This is a genomic window from Streptococcus sp. AS14, from assembly GCF_000286495.1.
Lineage (GTDB): Bacteria > Bacillota > Bacilli > Lactobacillales > Streptococcaceae > Streptococcus > Streptococcus sanguinis_P.
In genome coordinates, this window is sequence record NZ_ALKI01000014.1 from 13,214 (window position 1) to 30,174 (window position 16,961).

19 protein-coding genes and 1 pseudogene are annotated in these 16,961 nt (G+C 43.0%); all 20 read left to right on the forward strand.

The window, feature by feature from the left end; all coding sequences use genetic code 11:
• Positions 1-197 precede the first annotated feature (197 nt).
• Positions 198-398, forward strand: a complete 201-nt coding sequence (locus HMPREF1150_RS04240) for a F0F1 ATP synthase subunit C (protein ID WP_002897908.1) — start codon at positions 198-200, stop codon at positions 396-398.
• Between the two features lie 35 nt (positions 399-433).
• Positions 434-1,150 (forward strand): F0F1 ATP synthase subunit A, encoded by a 717-nt coding sequence (atpB, locus tag HMPREF1150_RS04235; RefSeq protein ID WP_002897906.1) that lies wholly within the window; start codon positions 434-436, stop codon positions 1,148-1,150.
• Positions 1,151-1,168: 18 nt separating this feature from the next.
• Positions 1,169-1,663 (forward strand): F0F1 ATP synthase subunit B, encoded by a 495-nt coding sequence (atpF, locus tag HMPREF1150_RS04230; RefSeq protein WP_009659995.1) that lies wholly within the window; start codon positions 1,169-1,171, stop codon positions 1,661-1,663.
• Positions 1,663-2,199, forward strand: a complete 537-nt coding sequence (locus tag HMPREF1150_RS04225) for a F0F1 ATP synthase subunit delta (RefSeq protein WP_002915582.1) — start codon at positions 1,663-1,665, stop codon at positions 2,197-2,199. The genes atpF and HMPREF1150_RS04225 overlap by 1 nt, the downstream gene beginning before the upstream one ends.
• A 15-nt stretch (positions 2,200-2,214) precedes the next feature.
• Entirely contained in the window at positions 2,215-3,720 is a 1,506-nt protein-coding gene (atpA, locus tag HMPREF1150_RS04220) for a F0F1 ATP synthase subunit alpha (protein WP_002895997.1), read from the forward strand.
• Between the two features lie 15 nt (positions 3,721-3,735).
• Entirely contained in the window at positions 3,736-4,617 is an 882-nt protein-coding gene (locus HMPREF1150_RS04215; RefSeq protein WP_002895995.1) for a F0F1 ATP synthase subunit gamma, read from the forward strand.
• A gap of 38 nt (positions 4,618-4,655) precedes the next feature.
• Positions 4,656-6,062, forward strand: a complete 1,407-nt coding sequence (gene atpD / locus HMPREF1150_RS04210) for a F0F1 ATP synthase subunit beta (protein ID WP_009660004.1) — start codon at positions 4,656-4,658, stop codon at positions 6,060-6,062.
• 7 nt (positions 6,063-6,069) lie between these two features.
• A complete protein-coding gene (locus tag HMPREF1150_RS04205) occupies positions 6,070-6,492 on the forward strand; it encodes a F0F1 ATP synthase subunit epsilon (RefSeq protein WP_002895991.1) in 423 nt (140 codons plus the stop codon).
• Positions 6,493-6,666: 174 nt separating this feature from the next.
• On the forward strand, positions 6,667-6,897 hold the full coding sequence (locus HMPREF1150_RS04200; protein ID WP_009659990.1) for a DUF1146 family protein: 231 nt from the start codon (positions 6,667-6,669) through the stop codon (positions 6,895-6,897).
• Between the two features lie 67 nt (positions 6,898-6,964).
• A complete protein-coding gene (murA, locus tag HMPREF1150_RS04195; RefSeq protein WP_002897900.1) occupies positions 6,965-8,245 on the forward strand; it encodes a UDP-N-acetylglucosamine 1-carboxyvinyltransferase in 1,281 nt (426 codons plus the stop codon).
• Positions 8,238-8,420, forward strand: a complete 183-nt coding sequence (locus HMPREF1150_RS04190; RefSeq protein WP_002900736.1) for a DNA-directed RNA polymerase subunit beta — start codon at positions 8,238-8,240, stop codon at positions 8,418-8,420. Before murA ends, HMPREF1150_RS04190 begins: the two co-directional genes overlap by 8 nt.
• Before the next feature lie 58 nt (positions 8,421-8,478).
• A complete protein-coding gene (locus HMPREF1150_RS04185; protein WP_009659999.1) occupies positions 8,479-9,339 on the forward strand; it encodes a DNA/RNA non-specific endonuclease in 861 nt (286 codons plus the stop codon).
• Positions 9,340-9,515: 176 nt separating this feature from the next.
• Positions 9,516-10,235, forward strand: coding sequence for a matrixin family metalloprotease (locus HMPREF1150_RS04180; protein ID WP_009659982.1), 720 nt, complete (start codon positions 9,516-9,518; stop codon positions 10,233-10,235).
• Between the two features lie 4 nt (positions 10,236-10,239).
• Entirely contained in the window at positions 10,240-10,605 is a 366-nt protein-coding gene (locus tag HMPREF1150_RS04175; RefSeq protein ID WP_009660011.1) for a hypothetical protein, read from the forward strand.
• 99 nt (positions 10,606-10,704) lie between these two features.
• The gene (locus tag HMPREF1150_RS04170; protein WP_032905547.1) at positions 10,705-12,600 is read left to right on the forward strand and encodes an ABC-F family ATP-binding cassette domain-containing protein; all 1,896 of its coding nucleotides are present in this window, start codon (positions 10,705-10,707) and stop codon (positions 12,598-12,600) included.
• A 136-nt stretch (positions 12,601-12,736) separates the two neighbouring features.
• Positions 12,737-13,294, forward strand: a complete 558-nt coding sequence (locus HMPREF1150_RS04165) for a hypothetical protein (RefSeq protein WP_032905550.1) — start codon at positions 12,737-12,739, stop codon at positions 13,292-13,294.
• Between the two features lie 146 nt (positions 13,295-13,440).
• On the forward strand, positions 13,441-14,172 hold the full coding sequence (locus HMPREF1150_RS04160; RefSeq protein WP_009659985.1) for a hypothetical protein: 732 nt from the start codon (positions 13,441-13,443) through the stop codon (positions 14,170-14,172).
• A gap of 90 nt (positions 14,173-14,262) precedes the next feature.
• Positions 14,263-14,934, forward strand: a complete 672-nt coding sequence (locus HMPREF1150_RS04155; protein ID WP_009660005.1) for a hypothetical protein — start codon at positions 14,263-14,265, stop codon at positions 14,932-14,934.
• Between the two features lie 169 nt (positions 14,935-15,103).
• Positions 15,104-16,009, forward strand: a pseudogene (locus HMPREF1150_RS0111240) (beta-carotene 15,15'-monooxygenase).
• 69 nt (positions 16,010-16,078) lie between these two features.
• The gene (locus tag HMPREF1150_RS04150; RefSeq protein ID WP_009659988.1) at positions 16,079-16,783 is read left to right on the forward strand and encodes a hypothetical protein; all 705 of its coding nucleotides are present in this window, start codon (positions 16,079-16,081) and stop codon (positions 16,781-16,783) included.
• Positions 16,784-16,961: the final 178 nt, after the last annotated feature.

The following is a 16,961-nucleotide window of genomic DNA, read 5'->3' on the forward strand; positions in this document are numbered from 1 at the left end:
AAAATTCTAGACAGTTTCTTCTTATTTATATAGCAGAATAGTTTGTATGTTGATAATTATTCAATTGATTTTGGTAAAAAATTTTATATAACAAAAGAAAAAAACAAAAAACGCTTACAAGTGTGTAAAAGATTGACTATTCGATATTTTAGGAGTAAACTAAGGAAGTAATTAAAAAATATTAAGGAGAAGTCATCATGAATTTAACATATTTAGGACTTTGTTTTGCCTGCTTTGGCGTATCAATTGCTGAAGGTTTGATTATGAGTAATTTATTTAAGGCAGCGTCTCGTCAGCCAGAAATGATTGGTCAATTGAGAAGCCTCCTAATCTTGGGAATTGCCTTTGTCGAAGGTACTTTCTTTGTAACGCTGGCTATGGCCTTTGTTATCAAATAAGAAAGAATTCTCTTTAGAAAAGGGGGTGTCATCTGTTGGAAGAAAGTATCAATCCAACTATCAATGTCGGTCCTGTGACCTTTGATTTGACCCTGCTGGCCATGACTCTGCTGACGGTGTTTGTAACTTTTGGACTTGTTTATTGGGCAAGTCGAAAGATGACGATTAAGCCGTCAAGAAAGCAGAATGCTTTGGAATATATCTATGATTTTGTCATTGATTTTACCAAGGGAAACGTTGGCGAGCATTATATGAAGAATTACTCGCTTTTTCTATTCTCCCTCTTTCTTTTCGTGGCTGTGGCGAATAACTTGGGATTGATGGCTAAGGTTCAGACAACCAATGGCTTTAATCTCTGGACATCGCCGACAGCCAATCTCGCTTTTGACCTGGGCTTCTCTCTTTTGGTGACGATTTTCTGTCATGTTGAAGGAGTTCGACGTCAAGGGATAAAAGGATATCTAAAAGGTTTTGTGACTCCGGGTATCATGACACCCATGAATATCTTGGAAGAATTTACCAATTTTGCTTCTCTAGCCTTGCGGATTTATGGAAACATTTTTGCAGGTGAAGTATTGGCTGGTTTGCTCTTGACTTGGGCACATCAAGCGGCGTATTGGTATCCGATTGCCTTTATTATGAACATGGTTTGGACTGGTTTTTCCATCTTTATTTCCTGTATCCAAGCCTATGTTTTTACCATGCTAACATCTATGTATCTTGGTAAAAAAATTAATGGTGAGGTAGAATAAAAAGAAAGGATAGATAAAATGAATATAACCGTAGGTGAAATTATTGGCAACTTTATCTTGAGTGCCGGCTCCTTTCTTCTTTTAGTATTTCTCATTAAGAAGTTTGCTTGGGGCAATATTATCGGGATTTTAGATCAGCGTGCTCAAAAGATTTCAGACGATATTGACGGTGCGGAATCGGCCCGTAAGAAAGCTGAAGACTTGGCGCAAAAGCGCGAGGAAGCTCTGGCAGGTAGTCGGGTCGAAGCAGTTTCTATCGTTGAGACTGCTAAGGAGACAGCTGAAAAGAACAAGGCTGGAATCCTAGCTGATGCAGCAGAAGAAGCAGGACGTCTGAAGGCTAAAGCCAATCAGGAAATTGCCCAAAATAAGGCAGAGACTATGAGCAGCATCAAAGGAGAAGTGGCTGACTTGACAGTGACTCTGGCTAGTAAGATTTTGAGTCAGGAGCTGGATAAGGAAGCTCAGAGCGAGCTCATTGATCGCTATATCAAACAGTTAGGAGATGCCTGATGGATAAGAAGCAATATGCAATCATTGAGAAATATGCTTTGCCTTTTGTTCAGACGGTCTTTGAAAAAGCTCAGCAAGAAGATGTTTTTGAAAAACTTAGTCAGATTAAGGCTGTTTTCGCGGAGACCGGCCTTGCTGACTTTTTGTCACATATCGGCATCAGTGACCACGAGAAAGAAAAGAGTCTGCGACTCTTTCAAAACTCAGGCTCTCAGCTGCTTGATAATCTGATTGAAATCGTCATTCTCAATCATCGTGAGGACCTCTTTTATGAGATTTTGCTGGAGAGTCAGCACCAGCTTGAAAAGATCAGCAATGAGTTTGAGGTGACGCTGCGCTCTGTTCAGCCTTTGACAGCCAGTCAGAAGGAAAAGATTCGACCGATTATTGAGCAGAAGATGGGCCTAAAAGTCCGCTCGCTCAAGGAAGAATTGGACAGCAGCTTGATTGGCGGCTTTGTCATCTCTGCCAATAACAAAACAATTGATGCAAGCATAAAACGTCAATTGCAAGTCGTAAAAGAAAAATTGAAATAGAAAGTGGTGTGAATTTTGGCGATTAACGCACAAGAAATCAGCGCTTTAATTAAGCAACAAATTGAAAATTTCCAGCCAAATTTTGACGTCACAGAAACAGGGGTCGTCACTTATATTGGTGATGGAATCGCGCGTGCTCATGGACTGGATAAGGCTATGAGCGGAGAGCTCTTAATCTTTGAAAATGGCTCTTATGGTATGGCGCAAAATCTAGAGTCAACCGATGTTGGGATTATCATCTTGGGAGACTTTACAGACATTCGTGAGGGAGATACCATTCGCCGGACTGGTAAAATCATGGAAGTTCCTGTGGGAGAGGCCTTGATTGGGCGGGTTGTTGATCCGCTGGGTCGTCCTGTTGATGGACTTGGTGACATTGTCACGGACAAGACACGTCCGGTTGAAACACCGGCTCCGGGTGTCATGCAGCGTAAGTCAGTATCTGAGCCTTTGCAGACAGGTCTCAAGGCTATTGATGCCTTGGTTCCGATTGGCCGCGGCCAGCGGGAGCTGATTATCGGGGACCGTCAGACTGGGAAGACGACCATTGCCATTGATGCCATCCTGAACCAGAAAGGTCAGGATATGATTTGTATCTATGTGGCGATTGGTCAGAAAGAATCTACCGTTCGTACGCAGGTAGAAACGCTGCGTCAGTATGGTGCTTTGGACTATACGATTGTCGTGACAGCCTCTGCTTCACAGCCGTCCCCCTTGCTTTTCCTAGCGCCTTATGCTGGTGTAGCGATGGCAGAAGAGTTCATGTATAATGGCAAGCATGTTTTGATTGTCTATGATGACTTGTCTAAGCAGGCGGTGGCCTATCGTGAACTGTCCCTCTTGCTCCGTCGTCCGCCAGGCCGTGAGGCCTTTCCTGGAGATGTTTTCTATCTGCATAGCCGTCTCTTGGAGCGTTCAGCCAAGGTTTCTGATGAGCTGGGCGGTGGTTCGATTACAGCTCTGCCATTTATTGAAACGCAGGCTGGAGACATTTCGGCTTATATCGCAACCAACGTGATTTCAATCACTGACGGACAAATTTTCCTCAGCGACAGCCTGTTCAATGCTGGGGTACGTCCAGCCATTGATGCAGGTTCTTCTGTATCACGGGTTGGGGGCTCTGCCCAAATCAAGGCTATGAAGAAAGTAGCTGGAACCCTGCGTATCGACCTGGCTTCTTATCGGGAGCTTGAGGCCTTTACTAAGTTTGGTAGTGATTTGGATGCAGCAACGCAGGCCAAACTCAATCGTGGCCGCAGGACTGTAGAAGTCTTGAAGCAGCCGATTCATGAACCGCTGCCGGTTGAAAAGCAGGTCGTGATTCTCTATGCTTTGACCCATGGTTTCTTAGACAGTGTGCCAGTAGATGATATTTTGCGCTTTGAGTCAGAATTATTTGCCTACTTTGATGCGCATCAAGAAAGCATTTATGAAACCATTCGGACAACGAAAGACCTTCCAAGTGAGGAAGTCTTGGATGCTGCCATTACTGAGTTTATTGACCAGTCTAGCTTCAAATAAGAATAGAGGTGTCAGATGGCAGTTTCATTAAATGATATTAAAAATAAAATTGCATCCACGAAAAACACCAGTCAAATCACCAATGCCATGCAGATGGTTTCTGCTGCTAAGCTGGGAAAGTCTGAGGAAGCAGCTAAGAACTTTCAGGTCTATGCCCAGAAAGTGCGTAAGTTAGTTACGGATATGCTGCATGGCCACGAGGCAGAAAATGCCCGTCATCACTCGATGTTAATCAGTCGGCCAGTTAAGAAATCAGCCTATATCGTCATTACTTCTGACCGCGGTCTGGTAGGCGGTTATAACGCAACCATTCTCAAGGCTTTGATGGAGCTGAAAGCTGAGTACCATCCGACTGGAGAGGACTTTGAAGTCATCTGTATCGGAAGCGTCGGTGCTGATTTCTTCCGAGCTCGGGGGATTCAGCCAGTTTATGAACTGCGTGGTCTAGCAGATCAGCCTAGCTTTGATGAGGTCCGTAAAATCATTAGCAAGACCATTGAGATGTATCAGAATGAGCTCTTCGATGAGCTCTATGTCTGCTATAATCACCATGTCAACAGTCTGACTAGTCAGATGCGGGTGGAGCAGATGCTGCCAATCATTGACTTGGATCCCAATGAAGCTGATGAAGATTATACGCTGAATCTGGAACTGGAGTCCAGTCGGGATTCTATCTTGGATCAACTGCTGCCCCAGTTTGCAGAGAGCATGATTTACGGTGCCATTATTGATGCCAAGACGGCTGAAAATGCTGCCGGTATGACTGCTATGCAGACAGCGACAGACAATGCTAAAAAGGTCATCAGTGATTTGACTATTCAGTACAACCGCGCTCGGCAGGCTGCCATTACGCAGGAAATTACTGAAATCGTGGCGGGTGCAAGTGCCCTAGAATAAGGCCACAAATGAATTAGAAATTAAACGAGGGAAAAAACATGAGCTCAGGCAAAATTGCTCAGGTTATCGGGCCGGTCGTAGACGTTGCGTTTGCTGCCGGAGACAAACTACCTGAGATAAATAATGCACTTGTAGTCTATAAAAATGATGAGAAAAAATCAAAAATCGTCCTTGAAGTAGCTCTTGAGCTTGGTGACGGTGTGGTGCGGACCATTGCCATGGAGTCGACCGATGGTTTGACACGTGGTTTGGAGGTCTTGGATACTGGTCGTCCGGTTTCTGTGCCGGTCGGCAAGGAAACTCTGGGCCGGGTCTTCAATGTCCTAGGAGACACTATCGACTTGGATACGCCATTTCCTGCTGATGCAGAGCGCCAGCCGATTCATAAGAAGGCACCAACCTTTGATGAACTATCAACTTCATCAGAAATCCTGGAAACAGGGATCAAGGTTATCGACCTCCTAGCTCCTTATCTGAAAGGCGGGAAAGTTGGTCTCTTTGGTGGTGCCGGAGTAGGTAAGACTGTCCTGATTCAGGAATTGATTCACAACATTGCCCAAGAGCATGGAGGGATTTCTGTCTTCACAGGTGTTGGTGAACGGACGCGTGAAGGGAATGACCTCTACTGGGAAATGAAAGAGTCTGGCGTTATCGAAAAGACCGCTATGGTCTTTGGTCAGATGAATGAACCGCCAGGAGCTCGGATGCGGGTTGCTCTTACCGGACTGACTATCGCGGAATATTTCCGTGATGTGGAAGGTCAGGACGTGCTGCTCTTTATTGACAACATCTTCCGCTTTACGCAGGCTGGTTCGGAAGTGTCTGCCCTTTTGGGCCGCATGCCGTCAGCCGTTGGTTACCAACCAACACTTGCAACAGAAATGGGACAGTTACAAGAACGGATTACCTCAACCAAGAAAGGTTCCGTTACTTCCATCCAAGCTATCTATGTTCCAGCCGATGACTATACTGACCCAGCACCAGCGACAGCTTTTGCTCACTTGGACTCTACAACTAACCTAGAACGGAAATTGGTTCAGCTAGGGATTTATCCAGCCGTGGATCCACTCGCTTCCAGCTCTCGTGCCCTTTCACCAGAGATTGTCGGAGAAGAGCACTATGCAGTGGCAGCAGAGGTTAAGCGGGTCTTGCAACGTTATCATGAATTGCAGGACATCATTGCTATCCTTGGTATGGACGAGTTGTCAGATGATGAGAAGACTTTGGTTGCACGTGCGCGGCGGATTCAGTTCTTCCTGTCACAGAACTTCAACGTGGCGGAGCAATTTACCGGCCAGCCAGGTTCCTATGTGCCAGTAGCTGAAACGGTTCGTGGCTTCAAGGAAATCCTAGAAGGTAAGCACGATAAGCTGCCAGAAGACGCCTTCCGTGGTGTGGGCTCCATCGAGGATGTATTGGCCAAGGCTGAGAAAATGGGATTCTAAGAGGTGAATGATGGCTCAAATGACAGTACAAATCGTGACACCGGATGGTCTTATTTATGATCACCATGCTGCATTTGTTTCCGTAAAGACCATTGAGGGTGAGCTGGGGATTTTGCCCCGCCACATCAATACCATCGCTGTTTTAGAAGTGGATCAGGTTAAGGTGCGCCGGGTTGATGATGACAAGCATATCGACTGGATTGCGGTTAATGGCGGAATCATTGAAATTGCAGATAATGTCATTACCATTGTGGCGGACTCAGCTGAGCGTGAGCGAGATATCGACATTAGTCGGGCTGAGCGGGCTAAGCTCCGAGCTGAGCAAGAAATCGAAGAAGCACATGATAAGCATTTGATTGACCAAGAACGCCGGGCTAAGATCGCCCTGCAGCGGGCAATCAACCGGATCAATGTCGGAACAAGATTATAAGAAGCTATTTTACATAGATTGATGGAGGTCGTTCATCATCTGGTAATATGCTTTCTTGAATACAAACTGAATACGCAAAACTGAGGCAAATCTGTCTCAGTTTTCTTTTCCAAAGAAAAAGGGCGGGATTGTTTAGTTCGTCCTTGACTGGAGTCTTGTGGTATAATAAAAGTTATGGTAGAAGTTGTTTTTAAATTATGCAGTCATTTGCTCTTTATTTTCTTTGCCTTTCATCTGCTGTCAACGGTTGTTGAGTGGGAGAGGTTTTTCAAGGTTAATGCTGATAATGCGTTGAAGATTCGCTTTTTGATTCTCTTGTTCAGTATTGCCTTGGGCTATTTAGTCAGCCTTTTCTTCATTGGTATTTACGATATGAGCCGGGCGATTTTTAACGGTACTTTATAAGGTCATATTTTTGATTTTATGGTATGATAGTATGGATGATTTTAAAAATTTAGAGTAAGGAATCGGTATGGAAAAAATTATTATTCAAGGTGGAGATAATCGCTTGGTCGGAAAGGTCAAGATTGAAGGAGCAAAAAATGCGGTGCTGCCTCTCTTGGCAGCGACAGTCTTGGCTAGTGAAGGCCAGTCTGTTTTGAAAAATGTTCCGGTCTTGTCTGATGTCTTTACCATGAACAATGTGGTCCGCGGTTTAAACACTCAGGTGGATTTTAATCAGGAAGAAAATACAGTTGTTGTGGATGCCACTCAGCCTTTGTCCGAGGAAGCACCTTACAAATACGTCAGCAAAATGCGAGCGTCTATCGTTGTTTTGGGGCCAGTTCTAGCTCGTAATGGTCATGCTAAGGTTTCCATGCCAGGCGGCTGTACGATTGGCAGTCGGCCCATTGACTTGCACCTGAAGGGCTTAGAAGCCATGGGCGCTCAGATTACCCAAACAGCGGGTTATATCGAAGCGAAGGCAGAGCGACTCAAGGGTGCCCACATTTACATGGACTTTCCTAGTGTGGGAGCAACGCAAAATATCATGATGGCTGCGACGCTGGCTCAAGGTACGACAGTGATTGAAAATGCTGCTCGGGAGCCTGAAATCGTTGACCTAGCCCTCTTTTTGAATGAAATGGGAGCCAAGGTCAGAGGAGCAGGTACTGAGACTCTGACTATTGTCGGAGTGGACCAGCTGCGAGGGGCCAAGCATAATGTGGTTCAAGACCGTATCGAAGCAGGAACTTTTATGGTTGCTGCAGCCATGACCAGCGGTGACTTGCTGATTGAGGATGCCATTTGGGAGCACAACCGTCCCCTGCTTTCCAAAATGCAGGAAATGGGAGTGGAAGTGACAGAGGAAGATGAAGGGATTCGGATTCGTTCCGATGTTTCGAAGCTGAGACCGGTTGCGGTCAAGACCCTTCCTTATCCAGGCTTCCCAACGGACATGCAGGCTCAGTTTACGGCGCTCATGGCTATGGCCAAGGGCGAGTCTACGATGATTGAGACTGTCTTTGAGAACCGCTTCCAGCATCTAGAGGAAATGCGTCGGATGGGGCTGCACTCTGATATCATGCGTGATACAGCTCGTATCTGGGGCGGCGGCAGTCTTCAGGGAGCTGAAGTCATGTCAACAGACCTTCGGGCCAGTGCGACTTTGATTCTGATGGGCTTGATTGCTGAAGGCGAGACTAAGGTCAGCAAGCTCGTACACTTAGACCGAGGCTACTATAAATTCCATGAAAAATTGGCAGCCTTGGGAGCCAAAGTGAAGCGTGTAAAGGAAGAAGACGATGAGTGAAAATCTTAAATATTTAGGTCGGCAAATTGGCCTTGTTCTACTGGTTCTCTTGGTAGCCGTGATTCTCTTTTTTGTGGCTTTGATGATTGGCTATAACATTATCGGAAACGGTAAGGGATCAGTTTTTTCACCAGAAACCTGGCAAGAATTAATCGGGAAGTTTACTGGAAACTAACTCCTAGTCGAACAGACTGGCTGAAATAAATCCAGTTTGCTAAGTTGAAAGAAAGAAGATGAAAAGAAAGACTAGTCAGAAAAGGAATTCTAAGAGCCTGCAAGGCTGGGCTGGGCTGACTCTGGCCTTGATTTTGGCGCTGGCTGGCTATTTCTGGGGACAGGATGGTCAGCAGCCACTTCAGAGTCCAAATTCAGAAATCCGAGTTGGGCAAGTCCAAGATCAGGCCGCTCCTAGTCAGGAACTGGCTGAGAGCGTTCTGACGGATGCTGTCCGAGCTCAGCTCAAAGGCAGCATTGAATGGAACGGAGCTGGCGCCTTTATCGTGAATGGGAATAAAACGGACTTGGATGCGGGGATTTCTAGTAAGCCCTACGCTGACAATAAGACCAAGCTTGTTCAAGGGCAAACTCTTCCGACGGTGGCGAATGCCTTTTTATCCAAGTCTACCCGCCAGTACAAAAAACGGGAAGAAACTGGAAATGCCAACACTTCATGGGTACCGGCAGGTTGGCATCAACTCAAGAACCTCTCTGGTGAGTACAATCATGCTGTGGACCGAGGGCATCTCTTGGCCTATTCGCTGATCGGTGGTTTGAAGGGCTTTGATGCCTCTACTAGCAATCCTGCTAATATAGCTGTGCAGACGGCCTGGTCCAACCAAGCCAATGAAGCAGACTCGACAGGGCAGAATTACTACGAAACAAAGATTCGTAAGGCTTTGGATAAGAACAAGCGGGTGCGCTACCGGGTAACCTTGATTTATGCCACGGAGACTGATTTAGTACCGGTTGGGTCACATTTAGAGGCCAAGTCCAGCGATGGTAGTTTGGAATTTAATGTCTTTATCCCGAATGTGCAAAAAGGGATTCGCCTGGACTATAATAGTGGCAGGGTCAGTCTGGATAGAGGTTCTTAATTTTATACTCAAAAATAGATTTGCAAAGAGTATTCAATAGTATGAAAAGAAATGGTTGCAGATTTGTAGTCATTTTCTTTTATACTAATAGATGAAAGAAGGCGAATTTTTCAGTCTTCTTTAAGAAAGCGGTGGTAAAATCAACGTTCTCTTACAATCTAGTAAAGGAGGTTGCGATGGGAATTATTTTTAAATGCATCCGGTTCCTCATGCGTCTGATTGGGCGTGTAGTTTGGGGACTTGCCTGGTCCTTTGTCCTGAGCTTTATGGTTATTGTCGGAATTTTCTATTTTACCACTTCGACAGAGCCAGGTACAGAGGGACTGACGCAGGCTGTTCAGACAGCTGTTGGCAGAGTGGATCAATTTTTAAATCACCAAGGCATTTCCACGGGGCTTCACAGCAGTGAGGAGACGCAGACGGATCAGCTGACAGATGAGCATGCAACAACAGGGGCTCGTTGGGATCAGCCAAGCGCCACGATTTATATCGATACAAATAATGAAACCTTCCGTTCAGCCTATAAGGAGGCCATTGATTCTTGGAATCAAACAGGTGCCTTCACCTTTCAAATCATCAATGACAAAGACAAGGCGGACATTGTTGCGACGGAGATGAACGATGGCAACATCAGTGCAGCTGGTGAAGCTGAGTCGCAGACCAATCTCCTAACCAAGCGGTTTACCCATGTCACGGTTCGCCTTAATAGTTACTACCTGCTGGACAGTCGCTATGCCTATTCTCATGAGCGGATTGTCAATACAGCAGCGCACGAATTGGGCCATGCTATCGGATTAGACCATAATGAGGAGGAATCAGTAATGCAGTCAGCAGGCTCATTTTACAGTATCCAGCCGACAGATATCCAGGCTGTAAAAGACTTGTATCAATCGTAAGCCTATGTTAAAATCTATTTTTTACTTGATTCGACACTTTCCAGAGCAAGTTTTTCTCTTTGTTTTTAACTCAGGAATCTTTGTCTGGCTATGGAAAAGCGGCAATGAGATTGCCAACCAGCTAGGAGTGACAGCGGCTTGGGAAAATCATGTTCCGGCGCCCATTCAGGTCTTCTTCGGCCAGAATATTGAGGCAGTTCAGGGATTTTTTCACAATTCCGCCTTTATGTGGCTAGTCGGGTCCATGATAATCCTTCTGGTTATTCGTCTGATCAAGGGAATGATTAAATTTGTTGTCTTTACGGTTCTGATTTTGCTGGGAATTTATCTGATTTTGCAGAATCAATCCATTCTCAATAATTTTATGTAAGGCAGTCAGGTATGGCTGTCTTTTTTCTTTTGGGGAGCTGAGTTCGCTTTCTCTTGAATTCTGATAGCTGTGCTTCTGGAAATCTGCTATAATGGTCTTATGATTATTTTACAAGCAAGCAAGATTGAGCGCTCTTTTGCAGGGGAGCTTCTTTTTAACAATATTAACCTGCAAGTGGATGAGGGTGATCGGATTGCTCTCGTCGGTAAAAATGGAGCTGGGAAGTCAACTCTGCTCAAAATTTTGGTGGGCGAGGAAGAGCCTACTTCTGGTCAGATCAATAAAAAACGAGACTTGTCCCTGTCCTATCTGGCTCAGGACAGTCGCTTTGAGTCGGAGAATACTATCTACGACGAGATGTTGCTGGTCTTTGATAGCCTGCGCCAACATGAGAAGCGATTGCGGCAGATGGAGCTGCAAATGGGAGAATTGTCAGGGGAAGACCTGACTGCTCTCATGAACCAGTACGATCAGCTGTCAGAGGACTTTCGACAAAAGGGTGGTTTTACCTATGAGGCCGATATTCGAGCGATTTTAAATGGCTTCAAGTTTGACCAGTCCATGTGGCAGATGAAGATTTCTGAGCTTTCAGGCGGGCAGAATACCCGTCTGGCTCTGGCCAAGATGCTGTTGGAAAAGCCAGAACTGCTGGTCCTGGACGAGCCGACCAACCATTTGGATATCGAGACCATTGCCTGGCTAGAGACTTACTTAGTCAACTACAGCGGTGCCTTGATCATTGTCAGTCACGACCGCTATTTCCTAGACAAGGTTGCGACCATCACGCTGGATTTGACCAAGCATTCCTTGGACCGCTATGTGGGCAATTACTCTAGCTTTGTAGTCCAAAAGGAGCAGAAGCTGGCCACTGAAGCCAAGAACTATGAAAAGCAACAGAAAGAAATCGCTGCGCTGGAGGACTTTGTCAATCGCAATTTAGTCCGGGCTTCCACAACCAAGCGGGCTCAGTCCCGCCGTAAGCAGCTGGAAAAGATGGAGCGTTTGGACAGGCCGGAGACCGCCAGTCGATCGGCTAATATGACCTTCAAATCGGATAAGGTTTCGGGCAATGTTGTTCTGACCTTGGAAGATGCAGCTATTGGCTATGGTGAGGAAGTGCTGTCGGAGCCGATTAACCTTGATATTCGCAAGTTTAATGCGGTAGCTATTGTCGGACCAAATGGGATTGGAAAGACGACTCTGATTAAATCACTAATCGGGCAAGTACCCTTCATCAGAGGCAAGGAACAGCTTGGGGCTAATGTGGAAGTGGGCTACTATGACCAGACCCAGAGTAAACTGACTCCCAGCAATACGGTACTTGATGAGCTATGGAATGACTTCAAGCTGACACCAGAGGTCGAGATTCGCAATCGCTTAGGCGCTTTCCTCTTCTCGGGAGACGATGTCAAGAAGTCTGTCGGCATGCTATCAGGTGGAGAGCGAGCACGCCTGCTTCTAGCCAAGCTGTCTATGGAAAACAACAACTTCCTCATCCTTGACGAGCCGACCAACCACCTAGATATTGACAGCAAGGAAGTGCTGGAAAATGCCCTGATTGACTTTGACGGAACCCTGCTCTTTGTCAGCCATGACCGCTACTTTATCAATCGCGTGGCAACCCAGATCATCGAGCTCTCTGAGACAGGCTCCACCCTTTATCTAGGTGATTATGACTACTATCTGGAGAAAAAGGCAGAGCAGGAAGCCTTGCGTGAGGAGACGGAGCAGGTAGATTCTGCTAAGCCATCATCTACCAATGACTATCAGCTTCAAAAGGAAAACCAGAAAGAACAGCGCCGGCTGGCCCGCCGCCTAGAGCAATTGGAAGCGCAAATCGAGGACTTGGACAGCCAGATCAGTCAGCTTCAGGAAGCCATGGAGGTCACTAATGACGTCGCCGAACTCATGGAGATCCAGCAGCAAATCGACCAGCTGACCTCCACCCAAGAAGAAGCCATGCTAGAATGGGAAGAACTGGCGGAGAAGGTGTAGGAGTATGCAGTTTCTGTGAGAAATGAGCTTCTTAGAGCTTACAGGAAAAATTAAATTGATATTCAATGTGGTTCAGTTATCGTATTACTAAAGATTTTGATGACTGAATCGTTTTGTTTAAGAAAAATAGGAGAAAATGATGGATTTTGTAATAATTTTTATTGTCTTAATGCTAGCAATTTTTGCTTTCGTAGGTTGGATAGTTTATTGGGCGATTAGTCATTCCGCTAAAAAGAATAAAGTATACCAAGCCTTCGCTTCCGAGCACGGCTATCAATTTGACAAAGCACAAGGTAATGACTATTACAGAGATTATTCCAAGCAAAAAACAAGTAACGATTTCACACTAAAACTTTCCCAGAATCCGTATGTAGAAAAATACGCTAATTTTAGTCATTATCCATTTGGTCGTGGAAATATGGTAAAAGTTGCCTATGTAATTTCAGGTGACTACAATGGTTCTCAATTTCGGGCTTTCACCTATCATTTTGAGGGGAATGCAATTGAAAATTCTGGTCCCGGTGGTGTTTTCAGCATTGTTATGATTCAGTGCCCCGATGAACCAAAAGGTCAGCTTTCAGAGCAAATGTTTTATGAAAATGGAATGCTCTGTGAATACCTTCGAGAAAATTTGAATGTAGAAACGATTCATGAGAGAATTGAGAAATTAGCTTATATTGCAAGTACAAAATAAGTTTGGGAATATAAAATAAGAATTTTTCTACAATACAGATGTTGAATGAAAAAGTTAGCTAATTCAGTTTTTGGAACAGAGGTTTGCTGACAGAACTAGAATAAGAATTAGAAATGAGGAGAGATATGTTTTTTAGAAGACGTCGTATGTATTTGAATCAATATTATGACAAAGCCATTTATTATGATCGTAAGACCCACGAAGTTTTAGAGGCACCAAAGAGTAAACTATTAGATACAGAGAAATCAAGCAGGATGAATCGACATATTCCTTTATTAGTTGTTCTCTTTATAGCTGGCGGAGGTGGCCTTACTTCCTTCTTTAGTCTATTTTTACAAGGAACTTATAGCATGACAACTTTTTGGAGTGTTATTCTTATCTGGATAGCAGAGTTTGCTTTCATTACTATCCTTGTAGAACGAGCCTTGTATCGAAATATCAATAGAGCGCAAGTGACTACTCAAACGGTCAGCCTTTTTACTATTTGTGATTCAGAGGATTTAAAAGAAAAGAACTTGAGCGAAAAAGAGAAGCGCAATAATACTTATTTATTTAACGCTTTGTTGTTCACTATTCCTGCAGTAGGTTTCTACTATGTCTATGATTTTATTTTTCACTTCAAAGATTTTTTAGGAGAACCGATTGGAGGAGAGATTTTTAAGATTATTTTTGCAGGTCTTTTGTTGGGAGTTGCTTTTGTTATATATAATCAGAATAATATTTCTGGTATTTTAGACATAACAGAAAAATTTGAGTCTGGAAAACTGAGTGTGATATGTAGAACTGACGACGATCCAGATGTCTATCTAGAAGTGAGCGTCGGACCGGATGGAGCTATTTTGACAAAAGAGCTACATGATTATAAAGCTGGAGCTTAGCTGATTTGAAATTAAATAAAAGTGAGTGAAGTAGTAGAGATTATAAAGTTTAGTAACAGAACTTCAATAAGTAATTAGAAAGAGGTTAGTATGTTTTTTCTTAGACGTCGTCGAGTATTTATTGGCGAGTGTGATGGTCAGGCGGTCTATTATGACCAGCAGACTAGAGAGGCTTTAGCAGCTCCCAAAAGTTTCCTGCTCAATACGGAAGGAGCGCGTAAGACCAATGCCTATATTCCTGAATTGGTGATTCTATTGATGGCAGGTGGACCTGCTGTCTTTGGATTCTTTTCAGTCTTGTCCATTGGTGTCTATAACTGGACCAGTTTGACCTATATACTACTATTTTGGTTGGCTGAGTTTCTGTTAATGGTCGCTATTCTTGAGCGAGGGCTTTATAAAAATGTTCGCAAGGCTCAGCCGACAACAGAGAAGGTGTTTTATTATGCAGCTTCCCATAATTTGATGGTGGGTGACGAGAATTTTGACCCAGCTAAAGCATCTTCAACAATCTATCGAATTGCTCGCTACATAATAATTGCTGCTGATATATATTTAGTATTTGTTTTTTACGGCTATACTCAAAAGTTTGGTCAGCCTATTGAGACTAATTACGGTTTTTGGATAGCCGGATTTATGTTCTATACGCCCTTTTTGTTTTATAATCAAAACAACCCGGTTCGCTTTGTGAAGATTATGAAGCTATATAGCCAAGGGAAAGTACGTTTTAAGGAAGAAACAGAGAGCGAAACGTGTAACTAGGTGTTAGGTAAAACAGTCGAATCGCAGAAGGCAAGTGCTATATCTTTAGCGAAGCGAGGAGTAGTTGTTGCGACAGTTGCTGTTTTGTGACACAATTTGTTGTCTATCCTCAAATGGAAGATTCTCAAGGATAATAGGATTTCTGCTAGATGAAATTTGGAGATTAAAAATGAAAAAAATTAGTATTTTCGGTGCAGACTTTGAACGAAGTAAGAAAATCGTAACAAACGGAAAGTTTGTCTTAACCGCCGGTATGCCAAATCCTATTCATATGGGGATGATCAATCGGCTGTTTACGGTCGTGTTTTGAATATTTATCTTTTTTGGAATTATGGTTTACTTTCTATTAATTGCTTCACCAAGTAGTGTAGGTCAAAGTGGAGAAGTACACTATCTTTCTCATCAATCAGTTTCTTTGTTTCACACAATTGGGCAAATAATGCGACCAATCAGTATAGTTTTCTATCTAACTTTCCTTTTTGGTTCTATCCCTGTTTTTTTGCCCAAGAAACGCTTGAACAGTCAGCTTTGGACCTATTTTCCTTTTTATTTTTCAATGTCAGTTTGTGCTTTTATATCAGTGTTTTATTTTGCCAGTGCGGTAGCTTACGACTCTTATACAGTGGTGGGATTCTGGTTTCAGCTTGTGTTGGGAATTATTCTCTTTTTCTGTATTATTATGAATAGTATCCAGAATCTGAAAAGGAGACTGAACGATGAAGAAGAAAAGTCAATTCTTAAGAAAGTGATGATGATTACAGTCGGAACGATGGTAGTTCTCTTTCCGGTATCACTGGTCTATCATCTAATGAATCAACTTCCGGTCCTTTGGTATTTTTATATTTTTGGATTATTTTTGGTGGTTTGGTTTGTCATTAGCGGTTATTTTATAGCTTTTATGATGAATGTGCATATTTTTCAAGCCTATTATATCCACAAGTACCCAGAAGAGTATAAATCCTACTTAAAGATTTCAGACCGAGAATGGTACAGCAAACGATATTATAAAAAGCTGGTCAAAAGTGGCAAGCTAGAAGAAGAAACAACACAAGAGAATGGAGAAGAAAATGAATAAAAAATTATTACCTTTAGGAAGTGATGTCAATAAAGAACTAGATCGAAATATTAAGTCTAAAAAGCTAATATGGAGTTGTCCATTGTGAAAAAGATAAGATTATTATTTGCTGTTGATAATGGGATGGGAACCAATTTAAAAGGAACAGGCTTAGCTGCAGAGTACTATTTTTTATCAGGAGATGTTGTTTGGAGAAAGCTAGATAAGGAAAGCATAGGGAATCACCAAAACATAGCTAAGAAAATTAGCAGATTAACTTGGATGTCTTCGCCATTATTGATTGTCCCGATTATGGCTTTTATCGCTGGTTATTCTGATAATTACATTGTTCCTCAAAAAGAGTTCGGCTTTTTTTCTTTTCTATTGCCGATGATCTTAGGAATTTGGTTTTTTATACTTTTTGAACTATGGATGGTTTCAATTAGAAATACTTATCCTTTGATTGAAGCTCCTAGTAGTACTGTCCAGAAAGAATATTTTGAAGTTATACACGATATAACTTTAAAACATAATGATGTTTTGAAACAGATAAAAACACCTTATCTTGCAAACATCTTAGTAGTTTTGTTTATTGTCTTTGCAGTTATTCCTTTTGTTTATTGGTTTTATTTTATGCCAAGTACAATTATAGAGTTTATAATAAAATTAGTTGTACTTGCTATACTACTTTCTTTGGTTCCAAATATTATATGGAATGGCATAGTCAAAACTGTTATAAATAATAAAATTTTAGATAAATTAAATTATGAATTGGAGAATGAAAATGGAAAATAATAACCCTATTTTACCAATTGGTTCGGTTGTCATAAACCAGTTGAGATCAAACCATGTAATGTCTGTATGTCTAGCAGAATTAAAAAAATGCTTTTAGAGATACAAAGGCCAAATTTTTTGAGGTAGAAAATGAGTGAAAAAAATATAGTTTTAGGACCAGAAGAATTAAACAAGAACT